The following is a 20,223-nucleotide window of genomic DNA, read 5'->3' as shown; positions in this document are numbered from 1 at the left end:
GTCGAACATCGCGTATTTTTGACACGATAAGGCTGATTTTCTGCATCAAACCGCGTTGAACCGTCAGGAAATCTTGACCCAAACGTCAAGCACCTCCGACCCAGAACCGGTCTTTTGATGCGGAGCACGCGAAGGCTCGATGCGGACAAAGTGAGCTTTCGCAGCGTCGCGTCGAATGGCCGATTGTGCGTAAACGTCGAGGAAAACCAATGTCCGCTCCTCTTGACATGTTACCATCGTTACATCAAAAATGTGCCATGGAAAGCATTTCTTGGTTACTACTCACCTACAAGGTGCCCGCTGAACCCGCTGCGAAACGCGTGGCCCTTTGGCGCAAGCTGAAGGGCATGGGAGCCATCTATCTTCAGAACGGGGTCTGTCTTCTGCCCAAAACAGACGACCACGTGCGCCGGCTCAAGATGCTGGAGAATGATATTGAAGAAGCGCAGGGCGAGTCGGTCATCCTCGAAACCGTCGCTCTCGATCCCGGTCAGGAAGCCAAGGTTCTGGCGCGCTTCAAGGCGGAGCGGGACGACGCCTATGAAGAGTTCATCGATAAGTGCGACGACTTCGAGGCTGAGGTCGCCAAGGAAGTGGCCGCCAACCACTTCACCTACGCCGAACTAGAAGAGAACGACGTCGATCTGAAGAAGCTCCAGGGTTGGCTGACAAAAATCCAGAAACTCGATTTTTACGGGGCCGACCGTGCCTCCGAGGCACAGGATCGGCTGAAAGGCTGCGTCACCGTGTTGGACGACTATGCGCGGAAGGTCTTCGACGCCCACGATGAAAACAAGTGAGGCCAAGGCAATGAACTTCCTGACAATTCAAGGGCCACACCCTTGGAGCCGGTTCGCACCATACCTGTCCCGATCACCCGGACCAACGGCTTTCGCCTTCTGGCTCGACCGGCAGCGCCAGCGCGCCCACCTGTCCCAACTCGACGCGCATCTGCTCGACGACATTGCCGTGAACCGCGTCGAAGCAGTCAGAGAGGCGAGGCGATGGGACTGAACCGCGCAAGCGCCAAAAAGGAGAACAACAATGCTTGAATGGTCCACCGCAGGTCCCGCCGTCGGGGCGGCCTTTCTGGCCTCTATTGTCGAGGTCGTCGAGGCGTTCACCATCGTGCTGGTGGTCGCCACCCTGCGCGGCTGGAAACCGGCCGTGCTTGGCACGGGTGCTGCGCTGTTCGTTTTGGCTGCGATTGTTGTGATCTTGGGGCCGCTGCTAGATCAGGTGCCGCTACACCTGTTGCAACTTGTGATCGGGGTGCTTTTGCTGCTGTTCGGTATCGGCTGGCTGCGCAAAGCCGCGCTTCGGGCGGGCGGCGTCATTCCCCTGCACGACGAGGATGCAATTTTTGCGCGTGAAACGGCCGACCTCACCGCCGAGGTCGAACGCCGGCAGACATCGCAGGACTGGATCGCGGGAATCGCCGCGTTCAAGGCTGTGCTGCTGGAAGGTTTGGAGGTCATCTTCATCGTCATAGCGGTCGGTGCAGGGCGCGGGATGCTCTGGCTGCCAGTCTGGGCGCGCTTGCGGCCTGCATACTGGTGCTTTTGGTCGGGGCCATTGCTCATCGGCCGCTGGCACGAGTGCCGGAAAACACCCTCAAGTTCGGCGTTGGCGTCATGCTATCGGCCTTCGGCGTTTTCTGGACCGGCGAAGGTCTGGGCGTGGATTGGCCAGGGCATGACCTTGCCCTGTTTGTCTTTGCGGCGCTGTTTCTTGTTGCAGGGCTCATGGCTGCTCGCATGGTCCGACAGCCCATCAAGGAGGTGACCCCATGAACATCCTGAAGGACGTATTCGCAGAGCTGTTCAGCATGTTCGTGGCTGACGCCCGGCTTACTGCGGCCATTCTGGCGACGGTTGCGCTCGCTGCGATACTGATCGACGCGACCAGTTTGCCCCCCCTCGCAGGTGGCTTGGTCCTGTTGCTGGGCTGCATCGCGGTCTTGGTCCTCAGCGTTAGCCGGGAAGTCAAGCGACGAGCAGCAGCAGTTTAGGAAATCCCGCCAACGTTCGTTTTCGGAAGATACGGCAACGACATCGCCTTGTGTCACCAGGAAACCTTTCCAAATCCGGCAGTTGCTGAAGGTTTTTGAGTGATCTCAAATAGCAGTCATTCGCTGCGCAGCAGAATGTCAGTCGTCTGGGCTCTTTCCAGACCTTCGCCGCACACAGCTCGAATGTCCGATTTCGGTGTTGCCTCAACGGTATGACTTGAAAGTCATATGACCTGCCAACTCCCCCCTACTCCGCCGCCACAATCCCCACGGCGTCCGCCTTCGGAAACGGCACCAACCGCCCCGCCGCCTCATCCCAGAGCTTCAACCGGAAACTGCGGATCGCCTCGGGCCAGCGGATCACGTCATGGGACCGCAAGCTGTCGGGTAGATCATTCTGACACCGCCGCAGGTTGTAGGACGGGATGCCGGGGTTGTAGTGGTGCAGGTCGTGATAGGCGATATTGCCCGTCCCCAGATCCCACAACCATCCCAGATCAAGCGAGCTTGACCCCACAAGCGTCGCCTTGCGGAAATCCAGCGACGGTTTGCGGTCCCAATAGGTCTCTTCGAAATTATGCTGGAGAAAGACCAAAAAGACCCCGATCACCCCAGCAATCACCGCACTCAGACACCAAACCAAGACACCCGTCACGCCAAACATGGTCCAGACAAGCCCAATAAGGCCCATCAACATCACGTTATGCGCGATGACCCCCCATACGCCCACCAGCCGGGTGTTGCGCGGCCAGCGATAGGCGATGAAATAGGCATAAATCCCGCCCAACGACAGCATCACCAGCGGATTGCGATACATGCGATACCACAGCCGCCGCGACCAAGGTGCGGCCTGCCATTCGGCCAGCGTCATCGTATAGACCTCGGTCGTCTCGCGATGATCCAGATTGCCGAGATAGGCGTGATGCTGATTGTGATTGTATTGCATGACCCGGTAAGGGGTCAGGGAAAAGATCGACAGCAGATGACCCGCCGCGTCATTCATCCGGCGATTGGCAAACAGCGACTGATGCCCACAATCATGTTGCAGCACATAGAGCCGAACCGAAGCAAAGGCCATCACTACGATCAGCACCCCTGCCCCGACCCACTGCTGGTGCATCGCGAGCCACGCTCCAAAGATCAAAGCGCTTGCATAGGTCGCGAATGTCCCTGTCAACGACACTGCGCCGCGCAAGTCGCTCTTGGCCGTATAGGGTTTTAGAAACGCGCGTAGTGCAGCCTGATCGGGGGTCTCGGTCACGTCAGCCTCCTTGCCACAGAGAGGTAACAGTCTTACGTGCAAAGGATTTGAACTTGTCGGCGACGAATGCAAGAGGGCAAATTCGATTTTCATCTCGATGCCCCCTTGATAGGAGCATCGGCTAGTCGCTCGGACGGCCCGACAAATGCTTGCGTAGGCTCGACGGGCCCGCCTTCTTTTTGGCCTTGTAGGGGTTCTTGTCCGCCTGACTGCGGAAATAGAGGCGGATCGGCGTGCCGGGCATGTCGAAATCCGTGCGCAACCCGTTGACCAGATAGCGCGAATAGCTCTCGGGCAATTTTTCCGGATGGCTGCACATGACGACAAATCCCGGTGGTCGCGTCTTGGCCTGGGTCATGTAGCGGAGCTTCACGCGCTTGCCACCCGGTGCGGGGGGCGGATGCTGCTCTAGCATTCCCACCAGCCAGCGGTTGAGTTGCGCCGTGGTCACACGCCGGTTCCAGACTTCATGCGCCTTGGAGACGGCATCGCGCAGCCGGTCGAGCCCCTTGCCGGTCTTGGCGGACACTGTCACCAGCGGCGCACCGCGCAACTGCGGCAAGAGTCGCTCAAAGGCCTCGCGCAATTCGCGGATCTTGTCGCTCTTGTCGGGTTCCATATCCCATTTGTTGATGGCGACCACGACCGCGCGCCCCTCGCGCTCGGCCAGATCAGCAATCCGCAAATCCTGTTGTTCAAACGGAATCGCAGCATCCAACAGAACCACAACCACTTCGGCGAATTTTACCGCCCTTAGCCCATCCGACACGGACAGCTTTTCCAGCTTGTCTTGAATCCGCGCCTTTTTTCGCATGCCCGCCGTGTCGAAAATCCGCACCGGCAACCCATCCCAGTCGATCTGGAGTGAGATAGCATCGCGCGTGATCCCGGCCTCAGGGCCAGTCAAGAGCCGCTCTTCGCCAAGGATCTTGTTGATCAGCGTCGATTTTCCTGCATTGGGTCTCCCCACGACCGCGACCTGCATCGGGCGCGCCTTGGTGGGCTTGCGGTAAGTCAGATCCTCGTCGTCCTCGTCTTCCTCAAGGGCTACGTCAATTTCGGGCGCTTCTGCCTCGGCACGTTTTTCAAAGGCGTCCGACAGCGGCATCAATTGGGAATAGAGGTCGTTCAGACCCTCGCCATGCTCAGCCGACAGGCGAATAGGCTCGCCCAGCCCCAGACCCCAGGCCTCTATCACGCCCGCATCCGCTGCCGACCCCTCGGCCTTATTGGCCGCAAGGATTACATGGGCTGAGCGTTTGCGCAGGATTTCAGCCAGAATCTCATCGGTAGGGGTCACGCCCGCGCGCGCATCAATCAAAAAGAGGCAGACATCTGCCATGTCGACCGCGCGCTCCGTCAGCTTGCGCATGCGACCCTGAAGGCTCTCGTCCGTGGCCTCTTCCAGACCGGCGGTATCAATGACGGTGAACCGCAGATCACCCAGCCGTGCCGCACCTTCGCGCAGATCACGCGTGACGCCGGGCTGGTTATCAACCAGAGCAAGGCGCTTGCCCACCAGACGGTTGAACAGCGTCGATTTGCCAACATTGGGACGGCCCACGATGGCGAGAGAAAAGGTCATGTTGCGGCTCCGGTGCGGATCAAGTGGCCCTGATACAGGATCGCGCGCTCAACGGAAAGCCAGCAATTGACCCTTTTTCGATACGACGTAAAGCGTGTTGCCAGCCACCACTGGATTGGACGTGGCCCCACCCGGAAGATTGCGCGCGCCCGTCAACTGACCAGAGGCCGGATCGAAAAATCGCAACTGCCCATCACCAGAAGCCAGAATCAACTGACCACCGGCCAGAATGGGTCCGAAATGGCCGACGATCTCGGCTTGGCGCTTGGGTTTGCGATCCGCAAAGAGCGGCAGTTCGTGGCCCCAAATGCGTGTGCCATCCTCGGTCGAGAGACGCACCAATTCATTGCGGTCCGTAACCATAAAGACCGAGTCACCCGCAGGCCACACCGGATTGAGCGGACCTTCTTCAGCCGTCCACAGCCGATTGCCGCTGCCAAGGCTCAGGGCCACCATGCGGCCAGAGTGACTGCCAGTGTAAATCCGGTCGCCCACAACCACCGGATCGCCGGTGATGTCATCCACACGCGCACTCGCCACGCCCAACCGCTCGCCGGCAATTTGGGCATCCCATAGACGCAGACCACCTTGGCGGAACGCTCCCTGCAATTCCCCCGCACCAAAGGCAAAGACCACGTATTTGTCGGTAATCGCCGGGGCTGGCCCGCCCAGAACGTTGTGAATATCCGGCGTGCCGCTCAACTGCCATGCAATCCGCCCGGTATCTGTTTCCAGCGCCCAAGCGACGTCGTCGCCCGCAACCACATAGACCAGCCCGTCCAACACGGCAGGATTTCCGGTTCCGGTCGAGCCAAGCTCTTGTTGCCAGACCACAGCCCCCGTTGCGGGATCAAGCGCGGTCAAACGGCCAAAACCTGATGAAACAAAGAGCTTGCCGTCGCCATAGGCCAAACCGCCGCCGCTTGCGTTGCTCGAGTTGTCATTCGCCGGAGTGAGATCGGTTGTCCAGAGCAGTTGTCCAGCGGTCGAGACCGCCGCCACCTGTGCCTCTGCGTCAAGGGTGAACACCCGCCCTTGTGCCACGACCGGATCTGCCGTGATCCGAACACGCCGCCCGTCGCCTGCACCGATATTGACGGTCCACGCCAATTGTGGCGCGCGCCCAAGCGCCGGATGCGCCGTGCGTGTTGCAGGCGAGCCGATCCGTTGCCGCCAGTCTGCATTCACCGTCGCTGCTGGCAAGGCAACTGGACGAACCTGATTTTCCGGGGTCACGTCGGTCTGCGCGCGTGCCGCCTCGCTCTGGAGCACCTCGCGAATACCTTCCCGCTCGCCACTTAGAATCTGTGTTTTCTTACTACAGGCCGTAAGGGCAAGGACTGCAACCAGTCCAAGGATCAATCCGTTCGGTTTCACTGCTCTTGCCCTCATGCTTAGTCTGCTGCCGCCCCGTCAGCCCTTGGCCCGAAGCCGCATCTGTTATTCACCCACGGTCGTCGCACCCTGCACCGGTTCCGGCAAGTCGGGCAAGTCTTCACCAAGGGCCACAATCACTTGTGTAACCCGTCTACGCAAGCCTGTCGTGGCCTCGGCATCGGTGGCGATCGCGGTCAGCCGCGCGACAGCCTCGGTGCGATTGCCGGTTTCAAGATCAATCAAGGCAAGCTGTTCCTCGGCCAAAAGCCGCAAAACACCGCCGCTGAGGGCCAAACCGTTCAACCGCGTGCGTCGTGCCTCGGCATCAAGCCCAGACCCCGGCAGCATCACAGCCTTGAGTGTGGCGAGGTTGCGATATACCGCATCCACGTCCGGGCGATCGGCAAGCGCCAGCAGGCGTTCCGCCGCTGTCTCGGGGGTCTCCGCCGCCGCCTCTGCCGCAGCCAAAAGCGCTATCACCGCCTCGGTCTGCGGGTTCTGCACCTCGATGGCGTTCAGGGCATCGGCGCGCGCAGCGCGGTCTTCCGTCGCCAAAGCGGCAAGCATCGCATCGCCAAGCGCCTGCGCAGCAGCCCGGTCCTGCGCCTTGCGCCATTCGTTCCACGCAGCCCCGCCCACCAGCATGAGGATCGCCAGAACCGCAATCCAGCCATATCGACGCATCAGCGCGAAAAGCCGATCGCGGCGGACCTCTTCTGTGACCTCGTCGATGAAACTGTCGGTATTGCTCACGCCGCGCCCCCTTTGGAGTTTTGCCCCTCTTAACCCGAAGCCTGCGCCCTGCCAAGGGGCGCTGCACCCCAGACGCAGAGACATGCTTGCAGCACGCAACGGAAAAGAATAATCTGAACCGGTCAGTTTAGCGTATCTCGTTCATGTCTGTTGCCCCTGTACCAGACACCCCGTTACGCCACCGCGGTCCAAAGGTATATACATGCGTTTGCTTCCTGTTTTCATAGCCTTGGTGGTGACCGCCCTGATCTATACCCTTGTGTTCGAGCATGAGCGCTTCACAGACACTCCGCCAACCTCCGCCGCCGAGAGCGTCACGCCATCAACCACCGAGGACGGCACATTGAGCGAGGCTGACATCATGCGCGTTGTCGCCGTCCGATCTGTGGGCCGCGACGTGGACAGCGCCGTCGTCGTGCGCGGCCGGACCGAAGCGGACCGAACTGTCGAGTTGCGCGCCGAAACCTCTGGCCTCGTGATCAACGATCCGCGGCGCAAAGGCACGATGGTCGAACAAGGTGACCTCCTCTGTCGCCTTGATCCCGCCGCCCGCGAGGCAACTTTGGCCGAGGCACGCGCCCACCTCCTCGAGGCGCAAAGCCGTGTTCCTGAATCCGAAGCGCGCGCCAACGAGGCCCGCGCGCAACTGGAAGAGGCGCAGATCAATGCCAACGCCGCCGAAAACCTCGTGCAGGACGGTTATGCCTCGCAGACCCGCGTCGCCGCAACCCGTGCAGCTGTCAGCTCTGCACAGGCGGCAGTGCAATCGGCAACCTCTGGCCTTGAGGCGGCGCGCGCCGGGATCGAATCCGCCCGCGCCGCTGTCGCCGCCGCTGAACAGGAGATCGAGCGCCTGACCATCTCCGCACCCTTCGCTGGCGTGCTTGACACCGACACCGCCGAAATCGGCAGCCTGCTGCAACCCGGCGCGCTTTGCGCCACCGTGCTGCAACTCGACCCGATCACCTTGGTGGGCTTCGTTTCCGAGATGCAGGTGGCCCGTGTGGAACTGGACGCGCCCGCGAGTGCCCGCATGGCCTCCGGTCGCGAGGTCGAAGGTCGCGTGACCTTTGTCTCCCGGTCCGCCGATGACACCACCCGGACCTTTCGTATCGAAGTAAAGGTGCCAAACCCGGACATCAGCCTGCGCGATGGCGAGACCGCCGAGATCATGATCGGCGCCGAAGGTCGGATTGCCCATTTGCTCCCGCAATCGGCCTTGACCCTGAATGACGAGGGGACCTTGGGTCTCCGGATCGTAGACACAGAAAAACGCGCGCAATTCACAGCCGTCACCCTCTTGCGGGATAGCCCCTCTGGCGTCTGGGTGACCGGCTTGCCGGATGAGGCGGATGTCATCATAATCGGACAGGAATATGTGACCGACGGTGTTCTCGTCGAACCTGTCTATCAGGAACTGGGCCAATGACCGGCCTTGTCGACTGGGCTGCTGCCCGCGCGCGCATGGTGCTGGCCTTTATCGCGCTCTCGATCCTTGCGGGGACCATGGCCTATATCGGTCTGCCCAAAGAGGGCGAGCCAGACATCGAGGTGCCCGCTCTCTTCATTTCGGTTCCCTTTCCCGGCATTTCCGCCGAGGACAGCGAGAAACTGCTCGTCAAGGTGATGGAAACCGAGTTGAGCGACCTTGACGGGCTCAAAAAAATGACCGGCACCGCCGCCGAAAATTACGGCGGCGTGGCGCTCGAATTCGAATTCGGCTGGGACAAGACCAAGACCCTCGCCGATGTGCGCGACGCGATGGACACTGCCGAGGCGGATTTTCCCGAAGGGGCCGAGAAATACACCCTGAACGAGGTGAATTTCAGCGAATTCCCGATCATCATCGTCAATCTGTCCGGCCCGGTGCCAGAACGCACCATGTCGCGACTCGCCAATGATCTGCAAGACACGCTCGAGGGGTTGGAGCCGGTTCTGGAGGCGGGAATCGCGGGCAATCGTGAAGAGATGCTAGAGGTCATCATCGACCCGCTGCGCCTTGAAGCCTATAACGTCACGGCCCTTGATCTCATCAATGTCGTGCGCAACAACAACCAGCTTATTGCGGCAGGCGAGGTGGATACCGTCCAAGGGGCCTTCGCTGTCAAGATCCCGTCGTCCTTTGAGGATACCAGCGATTTCTACAACCTGCCGGTCAAAACCAATGGCGACAGTGTTGTGCGGCTTGGCGACTTGGCCACGATCAACCTGACCTTCGAGGATCGTCTCGGCACGGCGCGCTTTAACGGAGAGACCACGGTCGCACTGCAAGTTGTAAAACGCAAAGGCTTCAACATCATCGAGACCGCAGATCTGGTGCGCAAAGTGGTGGCCGAGGCCGAAAAGACATGGCCGAAAGAGTTGCAGGTTGCAGTCAATGTCGGCACATCGAATGATCAGTCGCGCACCGTGGCCTCGATGGTCAGCCAACTCGAAGGCTCTGTTCTGACAGCAATCGCACTCGTGATGATTGTCACGCTGGCTGCCTTGGGCATTCGGCCAGCGTTGCTCGTTGGCTTCTCGATTCCCACCTCATTCCTCTTGTGTTTCGCTCTCCTGGCCGTGATGGGCGTCGCGATTTCCAATATCGTCATGTTCGGATTGATTCTCGCCGTGGGCATGCTGGTGGACGGCGCAATCGTGGTGGTGGAATACGCCGACAAACGCATCTCCGAAGGCGAAGGCCCGATGCACGCCTATGTGGGGGCGGCCAAGCGCATGTTTTGGCCTGTGGTCAGTTCAACCGCGACGACGCTTTGCGCCTTCCTTCCGATGCTCTTTTGGCCAGGGATTCCGGGTCAGTTCATGGGCATGCTGCCGGTCACGCTGATCTTCGTGCTGTCAGCCTCGCTCTTGGTGGCACTGGTCTATTTACCTGTCATGGGCGGCGTCACGGGTCGATTGGAGCGGTGGCTCAATGATCGCACCGAACAGATTGCCGCCGGCTACTGGCTCTGGCACGTGCTGCTCTTGCCGGGTGCAGTCGCAGTGGTGCTTTTGGCCGGTCAGACTTTACCTGCACTCTTGAAAGAGGTCAGCGCACAATTCGCAGGCATGGACGGCGGACAGATCATCGGGTCGGTCGTGCCAGTGCTGATCACGGTGTTTGGCTTGCTCTTGGGGGTGTCACTTCTGGCCGCTTGTGGGCTTGCCGGGGTCATCGCCACACTCCTCTCATTGCTGGCATTTCCACGCCGGGCAGGCAATCTCCTGCGAGCAAAACGTAGGCAACTCTTTCCGCCGCGCAAACCGCGGGTTCAAAGTGGCTATCAACGGTCGGCCTTTGGCTGGGTGATCCATATGATCACCGGCAATCCCATCGCGCCACTTCTGGCTTTTGCGGCGATCTTCGTGCTCGTGGGTTCTGTTTTGATGTTCTACATCAACAACAGCAACGGCACCGAATTCTTTGTGGACAGCGAACCCGAACGGGGCGTTGTCTATGTCCGCGGTCGCGGTAACCTGTCGATTGAACAAAAAGACCAATTGGTCAATCAGGTCGAAGATATCATCCGCGCGCATCCCGGTATTCAAACGGCCTTTGCCTTTGCCGGCGATGGTGGGCTCAACACCAATATCGGCGGCGCTCAGCCTCCGCGCGACACAATCGGCCAGGTGCAGTTTGAAACGATCCCATGGGAGGATCGCCCACAGTCCCGCGAGACATGGTTTACAATCCCGCTGCTCAATGTGGCAGTGTCGCGAGACGTTGTTGCCGCCGAGTTTGACGGCGACGCTGTGATCTCCGAACTGACTGCCGAGATGCAACAGATCCCCGGCATCAAGATCGAAATCCTCGCGCAGTCCCGTGGTCCCGCTTCTGCCAAACCGCTGCACCTGCGCATCAAGAGCGACAACTGGGACGATCTCATCGCCTTCACAGAAGTGGCGCGGCAGAAATTCGAAGCGACGCAAGGCCTGCATCAGATCGAGGATACCTTGCCCCTGCCCGGCATCGACTGGCAGATCGACGTTGATGTCGAGAAGGCCGGTCGATTTGGCGCAGATGTCGCGACCGTGGGCGCTATGGTCCAACTTGTCACGCGCGGCATCCTACTCGACACGATGCGCGTGGACAGCAGCGACGAGGAAATCGAAATTCGCGTGCGCCTGCCCGACGAGGACCGCGTGCTCTCGACCCTCGACAGTCTGAAGGTGCGCACAGACGACGGACTTGTGCCGCTCTCGAATTTCATCACCCGCAAACCGGTCAAGCAATTGGCCCAGATCGACCGCATCGACCAGACGCGTTTCTTTGACATAAAGGCCGCCGTTGAGGATGGATTATTTCGTAACATATCCGGCTCAGATGTTACAGAACGTAAGGTCCCGATCACCGCAAATGAGCGAACAGAGCATCTAACCGAATGGTTGGACTCGGGCGTTCTGCCGCCCGGGATCAGCTATGAATGGACCGGCGACGCCGAGGATCAAGAGGAATCCGGCGCCTTCCTGCAACAGGCCTTTGCGGGCGCGCTTGGCCTGATGTTCATCATTCTACTGGCGCAATTCAACAGTGTTTACAATGCTGTACTGGTTCTTTTAGCAGTCGTTCTGTCGACCACCGGCGTCCTCATTGGCATGCTGGTGATGGATCAGCCTTTCTCGATCATCATGACCGGCACCGGCATCGTGGCCCTCGCAGGGATTGTCGTGAACAACAACATTGTCTTGATCGACACCTACCAAGATTACGCCCGCTACATGCCCAAAATCGAAGCCATAACCCGAACGGCTCAGGATCGCATCCGCCCAGTCCTGCTAACGACGATCACCACCATGGCAGGCCTTGCGCCAATGATGTTTGGGCTCAGCCTTGACTTTGTGAATGGCGGCTATGCCTTTGATAGTCCTACAGCTTTATGGTGGAAGCAGCTTGCGACAGCGGTGGTTTTTGGTCTCGGCATTGCCACGGTTCTGACGTTGATTTTCACACCCGCGATGCTGGCACTCAGGATCTGGGCAGGGACCTATCTGCTCTGGGGGGCTCAATTGCTGGCCAAACTCTCAATGGGTCGAACCAGCCGTGCGGCACGGGACTGGGCGCTCGCAGCGTCGGCCCGGCAAATGCAGCAGGCCGATATCGTGTGGCCGGACGAAACTATGACGCCCTCTCCTTACGGCAAACACGCAGAGACCGAGACTCCGCGACTGAAAGACATTGAGCCCGTTCAAGACACGCGTGGCGACGGGTCGCCCCTACGCGCCGCAGAGTGATTCCGTGAAATTGCAGGCTGAACCGAAGACATCGGAAGCATTCTGCCCTAATTTCCGGCAAGCATCTATGGCTACAGGAAACAAAGCGACCATTTGCGCCAGATCGTTTCCATTACAGGGTTTCGCTTAGCGCAATGCTTGAAATATGTCGAAAATCTGGCATAACTCAGGCTTGAATTAGACGCATATTCTTGGGGAGACTTTAAATGTTTGACTGGTTTTGGAACGGATGGGTCGGCACAACATCAACAGACGGATCGTCCTCTGCTTCCTCTGTTCCTGAAATGGACGCGGCGAGCGGCACACTCGCAATTGCAGTCGTGCTTGCCGCGCTTGTGCTAGCTTGGGAAATCAAACGCCGTCGCGCGCGGAACTGAACAGTTTAGGTCAGATCAGCGCCCAATCCCCCCTCCAAAGGGCGACGGCGGCGATAACAGCATTGGCAACAGAATGGGCGGCAATGGCATCAGCCAGCCGCCCTTTTTGCATGTAAAGGAGAGAAAAAAGAACACCTGCCAAAGCCGCCTCGATCCAGCGTCCATGGACAAGGGCGAAGAGGCCAGCGGAGACGGCAACCGCGACAACTCGGCTCACTACCGTTCCACGATCCAGACGCGCCTGAACATAACCCCGAAATAGCAATTCCTCGATCACGGGAACCAGAGCGACTGTTCCGAGAATGCGCAGAGTGGCCCATGCGGCGAATGCCATTCCGCTCAGATTGAGAAGCGCCTCAACGGGAGGCGCAGACGGAGGGGCCGTAGCGATCCAAGCCACCCCGACAATGAGACCCGCGAACACTGACAACATTGAAGGCCACGCAACGTAGCGCGCGAGCGTCCCTCGAACCCACCACAAGGCACTGAGCATCATTCCCACTTGTAGCGGGTAGGCAAGGGTCGGTTCTGTCCAGAAGGCCTGTGCAATCAGACCAGAGATCGCGAAGACGATAAAAGGCAGAATACGCCCTGCCGTATCGTCCTCTGCCAGCGGAGAGCACGTTCGCAAGTGTGGTCCAGATATCGCCTGAAGCGCATAGCCGCTGCGTCCAACCACGACGAGGACCCCGATCGACAGAGCCGTGAACATGAGCCAACCGGCAAAGCTGTGAAAGCCATTGACCGCCAGTTCGGGCGACACATGCACGCCGAGTAGGATCAAAACCGTGATCCGGACGGCGTTGAACAGCCAACTGACCAACAGCGCCAACGGCCAGATCACGAGACCGAACCGACGTAGCCGTAACTCATCGCGAAAGAGCACTCCGTAAAGAGCCAGAAAGGCGGTGATCAACACCAGACCTTCTATGCCGGAACAGCTGTCGGCCACCATAACCTGAAACTCTGGCGTACCTATTACATAGCTTGCGGGATCAACAACGACGTCTTCCGAAAATAAACGCAGCAACAGGAACACGGTGATGAACGTGACATCGGTCACAGCCTGCACAGTCCAAAGAGGCCCCACCAGAACCACCGCTCCCGGAAGCGCTGCGGCAAAGATCGCAATTGCAAGCAACGACCGGCGACGCCCATGCAACCACTCAGACCATGCCTCAATTCGCATAAGCCAGAAGACTCCGCCCAAGGCTGCCATCATTGCGCCCAAACCAGCCAACGGAAATATTCCCTTGAACTGCGCGCTTAGGTCTTCAGGCGAAATCAGGAGCAATGGGGCTATCATGCAAAAAACACCAGCGCCGTGCAAAACCGCCCATCGACGCCCACCTGGCGCATGTGCGGTGGCTCGTGCAAAGTCAACCTGCGCCGCAGGCCGCGCCCAGAGATAAATCCCCATAAGTGAACTGGAACAGACCAACCAAAGCGCCAGCAACCGCAGCCCTCGGCAAGCGTCCTCGATTCCCGTAGCTCGGCATTCCAGGTCGCTGAAAACCTGATACCCCAGAACAAGTAGCGCCATCTCGGCGATATAAAGCGCGCCAAGGTTTATCGCCCGTCTAGGCAAGGTCAGGGTTTCAGATTGCTGAGTCATCCTCACGCTATTAGATCATCCACGCTGTGATAATGTGGCAAGGCTAGGGCGATTTGCGGGACGCCTTCATAGTCCTAGTTTGTCGCGCATGAACGCCAGAGCCACCGACAACCCATCAGGTGCGATACCGTGCCCCGTTCCCTTCATGATATGCGCGTAGACATCCTGCCATCCGGCGCCCTGTAATGCCTCTGCCGCCTGTGGCAGAGACTGCACCGGCACCACCTCATCGGCATCGCCATGCACCAATAGAACCGGCGGGCGGCTCTGCACGTCGTCCGCAAGAGATTCGGGCGACAAAAGCCGTCCGGAAAAGGCGACAACACCGGCCAAGGCGTCTTCGCGTCGAGGGGCCACATGCAGCGCCATCATTGTCCCTTGGGAGAAGCCAAAAAGAACCACTTGCTCGGGCAAGAGATCTTCGTCCACCATCAGAGCATCAAGGAATGCGTTAAGATCCGCGACTGCTGACACCAGCCCTCGGTGGGATTCTTCCTCGCTGGACCCATCGATCCAGGGAATCGGAAACCATTGCAGCCCAAAGGGCATGCCTGGAATGCTCTCAGGCGCGTCAGGGGCTACAAAGAGCGTGTCGGGCAAATGGTCGGCCAGTGGGTCCGCCAACCCCAACAAGTCGGCTCCGTTCGCACCGTATCCATGCAAGAAAACCACAGCCGAGCGTGTCTCTCCCGAAAGCGGCTCCTTGCGATCTGCTGTCAATACCCGTGTCATCTGATCCCTTCCCTATCCTTGGCGATCCGGTAATAGGCCCACAGCAACCGCGCCGCAACGGACCGCCATGGCGACCATGCCTCTGCCATTTGACGCAGTGCACGTTCCTTTGGTCGCTCGGGAAGGTCGTAGAGCAGCCGCGCAGCCTCTTGCAAGGCCAGATCGCCCGGTGCAAAGACGTCGGCACGGCCAAGGCTGAACATCGCGTATATTTCTGCCGTCCAGACGCCAATTCCAGGCACTTGTGTGAGCGTAGCGATCACGTCTTGGGTCGGTTCCGTGCGCAGAGCAGGATAGTCAATTCTTGCCTCTGCGAGCGCGCGGGCATAGCGCGCCTTTTGTCGGCTAAGGCCCACCGCGCGCAGGTCGTCGTCACTGACCGCGACAATTCGCTCGGGTTCAGTAAACCCGGCCCCCTCAAGCCGTGACCAGATCGCATTGGCCGAGGCGACGCTGACCTGTTGGCTGACGATCGCACTGAGAAGTTGTGCAAACCCGTCCGGGTTCCGCCGCAGAGGTAACGGCCCGGTCAACCCTTGCGCGTGACGCATGCGTGGACAGATCGCGGCGAGATGTGCCGCCCCAGCGGCCACGTCCAGATCTGTCTCGATGGTCCGCCCCGTCATAAGCCCCGCACCCAATCCAGTGCTGCCGGGACGGTTTCGACCCGCATCGCACTGGGTTGAGGCGGGCGAGCGATCATGGCAACCGGCAGGCCGAGCGTGCGCGCCGCCGCGAGCTTGCTTTCAGAATCTCGACCACCGGCGTTTTTGACAACAAGCCAGTCCACGCCAAGGCGCTCAAATAGACCGCGTTCAGCCTCGGGGCTGAAGGGTGGGCGACCCACGAGATACTCTCCATTCTCAAATGGAAAAGCCTCATCTGGCAGATCCACCACCCGGCAGATCAGGTGTCGTCCGGTCAGATTCGCAAAGCGAGTGACGCCTTGCCGCCCCGTGGCCAGAAACACGGTCATCCCCTTGGGAATATGCGCCGCCGCGTCCTCCTCTGCCGCTAGTAACGTCCAATGATCCCCCGCGATGGGCGCCCATTCCGGTCGCAAGAGCTGGCAATATGGCACGTTTTTGGTCGCGCAGATCCGCGCTGTCCGCTCTGAAATGCGCGACGCAAATGGATGGGTGGCATCAAGGACCGCTGTGATCCCTGCTTCCACAAGATATCGGACAAAACCGGACTCTCCGCCAAAGCCACCAATCCGGGTCGGCAATTCTAACGGGCGCGGCCGCCGTGTGGCACCGGCAAGCGAGGCAATAGCGGCGCGTCTCTCAGACGCCAAGACCTGAGCCAAATATCTTGCCTCCGCCGTACCCGCCAGAAGCAAGAGCGTCATTGGCTGCCCGCCCTCGCCAGGATAGTACCGGCGCGGTCAATCACCACAGTATCGACCTCGACACCCTCTGGTAGCATCGCAAGCACCTTATCACGGCTTTCATGCGCAACCCATTTTGCCATGTTTTCTCCCGCAAATTCAGATGCTTGCAGTGCTGTATTCATGTACTTTAGATTCGGTAAATCCAACGCGTCGGCAAGGCCTTGAAAATCTACCTGACTGCGTCCCGAATGGAGATCACGGGCCCCTTGCGCCAGTTTGACCATCTTACCGATACCTCCACCGATGGTCAGGCGCGGCAACGGATGTTTTGCAAGGTATTTCAGCAAACCACCGGCAAAATCCCCCATGTCCAACATGGCGTGGTCAGGCAAATCATAGAGTCCTTGGACCACGCGTTCGCTGGTAGCCCCGGTGCAACCCGCCACATGGGTCAAACCGGACCCGCGCGCAACGTCGATTCCGCGATGTATGGAAGCGATCCATGCCGCACAGGAAAACGGTCGCACAATCCCTGTGGTGCCGAGGATCGACAATCCGCCCTTGATTCCCAACCTCGAATTCCACGTCTTTTGCGCAAGGGACGCGCCACCGGGAACGGATACTGTGATCTCGATATCGGGGCTCTCGCATAGACGCTCAGCCATGTCGCTTACCGTGGCCTCCATCATCTGGCGTGGCACCGGATTTATGGCGGGCTCACCCGGCGGGATGGGCAGGCCTGGCATGGTGACACGCCCTACGCCCTCGCCCGCGCGAAATACCACGCCCCCCGCAGACCGTGCCACGCGCGCGATAATCATCGCACCATGCGTTACATCCGGGTCGTCGCCCGCATCTTTGATGACCCCTGCCTCGGCCCAGCCTTCACCGCTTGCATGATGGGCGATGTCAAACTCTGGCGTCTCGCCACGCGGCAAGGTGATGCGCACCCGTCGCACAGCACCTTCTCCCCATAGCAAACTCAGCGCCGCCCGCGTCGCAGCGGTGGCGCAAGCGCCCGTGGTCCAGCCACGGCGCAGAGGAGTGTCAGGTTTGCGGGTCATGTTCACGCGGAACTATAGGCGCGCCAACGCCCGAGGCCAAATGCCAAATCCAAGGGCATGCAACAGCGCCCCGCGAACCGCGCGGGGCGCTGTCTGTGTCATTCCGCGGCGATATTCGCCGCCTCGACCTTGACGGCCGAGAATTTGAACTCAGGGATCTTGCCATAGGGGTCGACCGCTGGATTGGTAAGGATATTCGCGGCTGCTTCAACAAATGCAAAGGGCAAGAACACCATATCCGGTGCCACCGCGCGATCAGCACGCGCCATGATACGGATCGAGCCGCGCTTGGTGGTCAACTGCACCAGCCCTCCCGGCTCTACACCCAACTTGCGAAGTGTCGAGGGGTGAATCGAGCAGTTCGCCTCTGGTTCGACTGCATCGAGCACGCTGGCGCGGCGGGTCATGGACCCGGTGTGCCAATGCTCAAGTTGCCGCCCCGTGGTCAGAATCATCGGATAGTCGGCGTCTGGCACATCGTCAGGCGGGATGATGGCCGCCGGAGTGAATTTCGCCCGTCCCTCGGGACGTGGGAAACCATCACCGAACACAACCGCCTCACCCGGTTGATCGGGGCCTTTGCAGGGATAGGTCACAGCCCCTTCCCGCTCCAACCGCTCCCATGTGATATTGTCGAGCGACCGCATGTTGACCTTCATCTCGGCAAAGACATCGGCCGGGCTGTCGTAAGACCAATCAAGCCCGATGCGGTTCGCCAACTCAACCGTGATGGCCCAGTCCTCGCGCGCCTCGCCCGGAGGGGAAACCGCGGAACGGCCCATTTGTACCTGACGGTTGGTATTGGTTACAGTGCCAGATTTCTCATAAAACGCGCTCGCAGGCAGGATCACATCGGCATAGTTGGCCGTCTCGGTGATAAAGATATCCTGTACGACGAGATGTTCGAGCTTGGCCAATGCATCGCGGGCGTGCTCCACGTCCGGGTCGGACATCGCCGGGTTTTCGCCCAGAATATACATGCCCTTGATCTTGTCTTCATGGACCGCATCCATGATCTCGGTCACGGTCAGGCCCTTTTGGTTCGAGAAGTCGCCCGATTGCCAGACTTCGGTAAAGGCGCGTCGCACGCCATCATCGGTCACGGTCTGATAATCCGGCAGGAACATCGGCACCAGTCCCGCATCCGAGGCACCTTGCACGTTGTTCTGGCCGCGCAGCGGGTGCAACCCTGTACCGGGACGGCCCACATGGCCGCACATCAGCGCCAGAGAGATCAAGCAGCGCGAATTGTCGGTGCCGTGGATATGCTGGCTAACGCCCATCCCCCAAAAGATCATGCCTGCCTTGGCCCCGGCAAAATCGCGGGCGACGGCGCGCAACGTCTCGGCGGGAACGCCGCAGATTGCTGCCATTTTCTCGGGCGGGAACTGGGCAAGATGTTTCTTTTCGGCCTCCCAGTTCTCAGTGAAGGCAGCGATATATTGCTGGTCGTAAAGCCCTTCCTCAACGATCACATGGCAGATCGCGTTCAACATTGCCACATCCGCACCCGGGCGGAATTGCAGCATATGGGTGGCAAAGCGCTTCATGCCCTGGCCGCGCGGGTCCATGACGATGAGCTTGCCACCGCGCTTGGTGAATTGCTTGAAATAGGTCGCGGCGACAGGGTGGTTCTCAAGCGGATTTGCCCCGATGATGATCGCTACATCGGCATTTTCGATCTGGTTGAACGTCGCCGTCACGGCACCCGACCCGACATTCTCGATCAGCGCCGCCACTGAGGAGGCATGGCAGAGTCGCGTGCAGTGGTCGACGTTGTTGTGACCAAAGCCCTGACGGATGAATTTTTGAAAGAGATAGGCTTCTTCGTTGGTGCATTTTGCGCTACCGAAACCCGCCACGCTGGTGCCGCCATTGATGTCTTTGAGACCTTTGAGCGCCCCAGCCGCCAAATCGAGCGCCTCGTCCCACTCAGCTTCCCGAAACACTTCCTGCCAGTTTCCGGGATCGACGTTCAGGCCCTTGGCGGGCGCATCATCGCGGCGGATCAGCGGTTTGGTCAGACGGTGCGGATGGTGGATATAGTCAAACCCAAAACGCCCTTTGACGCACAGACGTCCTTCATTGGCCGGGCCGTTGATTCCTTCGACATACTTCACTTTGCCGTTCTTGACCTTGAGAGACACCTGACATCCCACGCCGCAGAACGGACAGATGCTTTTGACCTCTTCGTCAAAATCCGCGCTGTCACCCTGTTGGGCGTCATCCAGCACGGTGGCAGGCATCAGGGCGCCAGTCGGGCAGGCCTGCACGCATTCACCGCAGGCCACGCAAGTACTCGCACCCATCGGGTCGGCCAAGTCAAACACCGGGTAGGCATCATGCCCACGCCCTGCCATGCCAATCACGTCATTGACCTGCACTTCGCGGCAGGCGCGCACGCAGAGGCCACAGGAAATGCAGGCATCCAGATTTACCCGCATCGCGATGTGACTGTCGTCGAGCAGGGGAATGCGGCTGCGTTCGACTTTGGGAAAACGGCTTTCGGATACGCCATTGGCCGCAGCCATGTCCCACAAATGACTGGAGCGATCATGTGAAACCTCGCGTTCCGGCTGGTCTGCGAGCAGCATCTCGACCACCATCTTGCGCGCGGTTTCCGCACGAGAGGAGTTGGTCGTGACCACCATGCCCGCTTTGGCCTCGCGGATACACGACGCGACCAGCGTCCGTTCGCCCTCGACTTCGACCATACACGCGCGACAATTGCCATCGGGGCGATAGCCTGGTGCCGGCTTGTGACAGAGATGAGGGATGACCAGCCCGCGTCCGTTCGCGACTTCCCATATCGTCTGCCCCGCCTCTGCTTCGACTTCGTGGCCGTCCAGTACGAATGTGATCTTGTCGGTCATCAGCGCGCCTCCCTAGCTTTGGGCC

General features: G+C 59.7%; 17 protein-coding genes. 7 read left to right on the top strand and 10 right to left on the bottom strand.

Going from position 1 to position 20,223, the window contains the following annotated elements:
* Positions 1-257 precede the first annotated feature (257 nt).
* The 4 genes from VR71_RS08795 to VR71_RS08780 are packed head-to-tail and all read left to right on the top strand — an operon-like array spanning position 258 to position 2,011.
* Positions 258-800, top strand: coding sequence for a Chromate resistance protein ChrB (locus tag VR71_RS08795; protein WP_045683059.1), 543 nt, complete (start codon positions 258-260; stop codon positions 798-800).
* Positions 760-1,014: a DUF1127 domain-containing protein gene (locus VR71_RS25545; RefSeq protein ID WP_363301830.1), complete on the top strand. Its 255-nt coding sequence runs from the start codon at positions 760-762 to the stop codon at positions 1,012-1,014. The genes VR71_RS08795 and VR71_RS25545 overlap by 41 nt, the downstream gene beginning before the upstream one ends.
* 30 nt (positions 1,015-1,044) lie before the next feature.
* Positions 1,045-1,785, top strand: a complete 741-nt coding sequence (locus VR71_RS08785; RefSeq protein WP_296430114.1) for a TMEM165/GDT1 family protein — start codon at positions 1,045-1,047, stop codon at positions 1,783-1,785.
* A gap of 4 nt (positions 1,786-1,789) precedes the next feature.
* Positions 1,790-2,011, top strand: coding sequence for a hypothetical protein (locus VR71_RS08780; protein WP_045683055.1), 222 nt, complete (start codon positions 1,790-1,792; stop codon positions 2,009-2,011).
* 247 nt (positions 2,012-2,258) lie between these two features.
* Here the strand turns inward: VR71_RS08780 and VR71_RS08775 are convergent, their stop codons facing one another.
* The 4 genes from VR71_RS08775 to VR71_RS08760 form a co-directional block, all read right to left on the bottom strand.
* The gene (locus VR71_RS08775; protein WP_045683249.1) at positions 2,259-3,272 is read right to left on the bottom strand and encodes a fatty acid desaturase; all 1,014 of its coding nucleotides are present in this window, start codon (positions 3,270-3,272) and stop codon (positions 2,259-2,261) included.
* 121 nt (positions 3,273-3,393) lie between these two features.
* Positions 3,394-4,857 carry a ribosome biogenesis GTPase Der gene (der, locus tag VR71_RS08770; protein ID WP_045683054.1) on the bottom strand — a complete coding sequence of 488 codons (1,464 nt, stop codon included), beginning with the start codon at positions 4,855-4,857 and terminating at the stop codon, positions 3,394-3,396.
* A 48-nt stretch (positions 4,858-4,905) separates the two neighbouring features.
* On the bottom strand, positions 4,906-6,249 hold the full coding sequence (locus VR71_RS08765; protein WP_045683052.1) for a PQQ-like beta-propeller repeat protein: 1,344 nt from the start codon (positions 6,247-6,249) through the stop codon (positions 4,906-4,908).
* A 48-nt stretch (positions 6,250-6,297) separates the two neighbouring features.
* Positions 6,298-6,987 carry a hypothetical protein gene (locus VR71_RS08760; protein ID WP_040651677.1) on the bottom strand — a complete coding sequence of 230 codons (690 nt, stop codon included), beginning with the start codon at positions 6,985-6,987 and terminating at the stop codon, positions 6,298-6,300.
* 202 nt (positions 6,988-7,189) lie between these two features.
* Here VR71_RS08760 and VR71_RS08755 point away from each other — a divergent pair, with 202 nt between their 5' ends.
* The 3 genes from VR71_RS08755 (at position 7,190) to VR71_RS24805 (ending at position 12,581) form a co-directional block, all read left to right on the top strand.
* Complete coding sequence (locus VR71_RS08755) at positions 7,190-8,416, top strand: efflux RND transporter periplasmic adaptor subunit (RefSeq protein ID WP_045683050.1); 1,227 nt, start codon at positions 7,190-7,192, stop codon at positions 8,414-8,416.
* Positions 8,413-12,204: an efflux RND transporter permease subunit gene (locus VR71_RS08750; protein ID WP_045683048.1), complete on the top strand. Its 3,792-nt coding sequence runs from the start codon at positions 8,413-8,415 to the stop codon at positions 12,202-12,204. The genes VR71_RS08755 and VR71_RS08750 overlap by 4 nt, the downstream gene beginning before the upstream one ends.
* 206 nt (positions 12,205-12,410) lie before the next feature.
* Positions 12,411-12,581 carry a VPEID-CTERM sorting domain-containing protein gene (locus VR71_RS24805; RefSeq protein WP_296430112.1) on the top strand — a complete coding sequence of 57 codons (171 nt, stop codon included), beginning with the start codon at positions 12,411-12,413 and terminating at the stop codon, positions 12,579-12,581.
* A 10-nt stretch (positions 12,582-12,591) separates the two neighbouring features.
* Here VR71_RS24805 and xrtE read toward each other — a convergent pair whose 3' ends face one another.
* The 6 genes from xrtE to fdhF form a co-directional block, all read right to left on the bottom strand.
* On the bottom strand, positions 12,592-14,196 hold the full coding sequence (xrtE, locus tag VR71_RS08745) for an exosortase E/protease, VPEID-CTERM system (RefSeq protein WP_296430110.1): 1,605 nt from the start codon (positions 14,194-14,196) through the stop codon (positions 12,592-12,594).
* A gap of 66 nt (positions 14,197-14,262) precedes the next feature.
* A complete protein-coding gene (locus VR71_RS08740; RefSeq protein WP_009819180.1) occupies positions 14,263-14,928 on the bottom strand; it encodes an alpha/beta fold hydrolase in 666 nt (221 codons plus the stop codon).
* Complete coding sequence (locus VR71_RS08735; RefSeq protein WP_009819181.1) at positions 14,925-15,554, bottom strand: DNA-3-methyladenine glycosylase; 630 nt, start codon at positions 15,552-15,554, stop codon at positions 14,925-14,927. The genes VR71_RS08740 and VR71_RS08735 overlap by 4 nt, the downstream gene beginning before the upstream one ends.
* A complete protein-coding gene (locus tag VR71_RS08730; RefSeq protein WP_045683045.1) occupies positions 15,551-16,279 on the bottom strand; it encodes a cobalt-precorrin-6A reductase in 729 nt (242 codons plus the stop codon). Before VR71_RS08730 ends, VR71_RS08735 begins: the two co-directional genes overlap by 4 nt.
* A complete protein-coding gene (locus tag VR71_RS08725) occupies positions 16,276-17,325 on the bottom strand; it encodes a cobalt-precorrin-5B (C(1))-methyltransferase (RefSeq protein ID WP_045683043.1) in 1,050 nt (349 codons plus the stop codon). The genes VR71_RS08730 and VR71_RS08725 overlap by 4 nt, the downstream gene beginning before the upstream one ends.
* A gap of 98 nt (positions 17,326-17,423) precedes the next feature.
* The gene (fdhF, locus tag VR71_RS08720) at positions 17,424-20,198 is read right to left on the bottom strand and encodes a formate dehydrogenase subunit alpha (protein WP_009819184.1); all 2,775 of its coding nucleotides are present in this window, start codon (positions 20,196-20,198) and stop codon (positions 17,424-17,426) included.
* Positions 20,199-20,223 lie beyond the last annotated feature (25 nt).

The sequence above is a fragment of the Roseovarius sp. BRH_c41 genome (assembly GCF_000961715.1).
Lineage (GTDB): Bacteria > Pseudomonadota > Alphaproteobacteria > Rhodobacterales > Rhodobacteraceae > Roseovarius.
Note: the sequence above shows the minus strand (reverse complement) of the source record. Positions and strands in the feature narration are given on the sequence as shown.

Coding starts and splice junctions, on each gene's coding strand:
- VR71_RS08780 (WP_045683055.1), top strand. CDS start 1,790: ATGAACATCCTGAAGGACGTATTCGCAGAGCTGTTCAGCATGTTCGTG.
- VR71_RS08795 (WP_045683059.1), top strand. CDS start 258: ATGGAAAGCATTTCTTGGTTACTACTCACCTACAAGGTGCCCGCTGAA.
- VR71_RS24805 (WP_296430112.1), top strand. CDS start 12,411: ATGTTTGACTGGTTTTGGAACGGATGGGTCGGCACAACATCAACAGAC.
- VR71_RS08750 (WP_045683048.1), top strand. CDS start 8,413: ATGACCGGCCTTGTCGACTGGGCTGCTGCCCGCGCGCGCATGGTGCTG.
- VR71_RS08725 (WP_045683043.1), bottom strand. CDS start 17,325: ATGACCCGCAAACCTGACACTCCTCTGCGCCGTGGCTGGACCACGGGC.
- VR71_RS08735 (WP_009819181.1), bottom strand. CDS start 15,554: ATGACGGGGCGGACCATCGAGACAGATCTGGACGTGGCCGCTGGGGCG.
- VR71_RS08755 (WP_045683050.1), top strand. CDS start 7,190: ATGCGTTTGCTTCCTGTTTTCATAGCCTTGGTGGTGACCGCCCTGATC.
- VR71_RS08765 (WP_045683052.1), bottom strand. CDS start 6,249: ATGAGGGCAAGAGCAGTGAAACCGAACGGATTGATCCTTGGACTGGTT.
- VR71_RS08785 (WP_296430114.1), top strand. CDS start 1,045: ATGCTTGAATGGTCCACCGCAGGTCCCGCCGTCGGGGCGGCCTTTCTG.
- VR71_RS25545 (WP_363301830.1), top strand. CDS start 760: ATGCGCGGAAGGTCTTCGACGCCCACGATGAAAACAAGTGAGGCCAAG.
- VR71_RS08740 (WP_009819180.1), bottom strand. CDS start 14,928: ATGACACGGGTATTGACAGCAGATCGCAAGGAGCCGCTTTCGGGAGAG.
- xrtE (WP_296430110.1), bottom strand. CDS start 14,196: ATGACTCAGCAATCTGAAACCCTGACCTTGCCTAGACGGGCGATAAAC.
- fdhF (WP_009819184.1), bottom strand. CDS start 20,198: ATGACCGACAAGATCACATTCGTACTGGACGGCCACGAAGTCGAAGCA.
- VR71_RS08730 (WP_045683045.1), bottom strand. CDS start 16,279: ATGACGCTCTTGCTTCTGGCGGGTACGGCGGAGGCAAGATATTTGGCT.
- der (WP_045683054.1), bottom strand. CDS start 4,857: ATGACCTTTTCTCTCGCCATCGTGGGCCGTCCCAATGTTGGCAAATCG.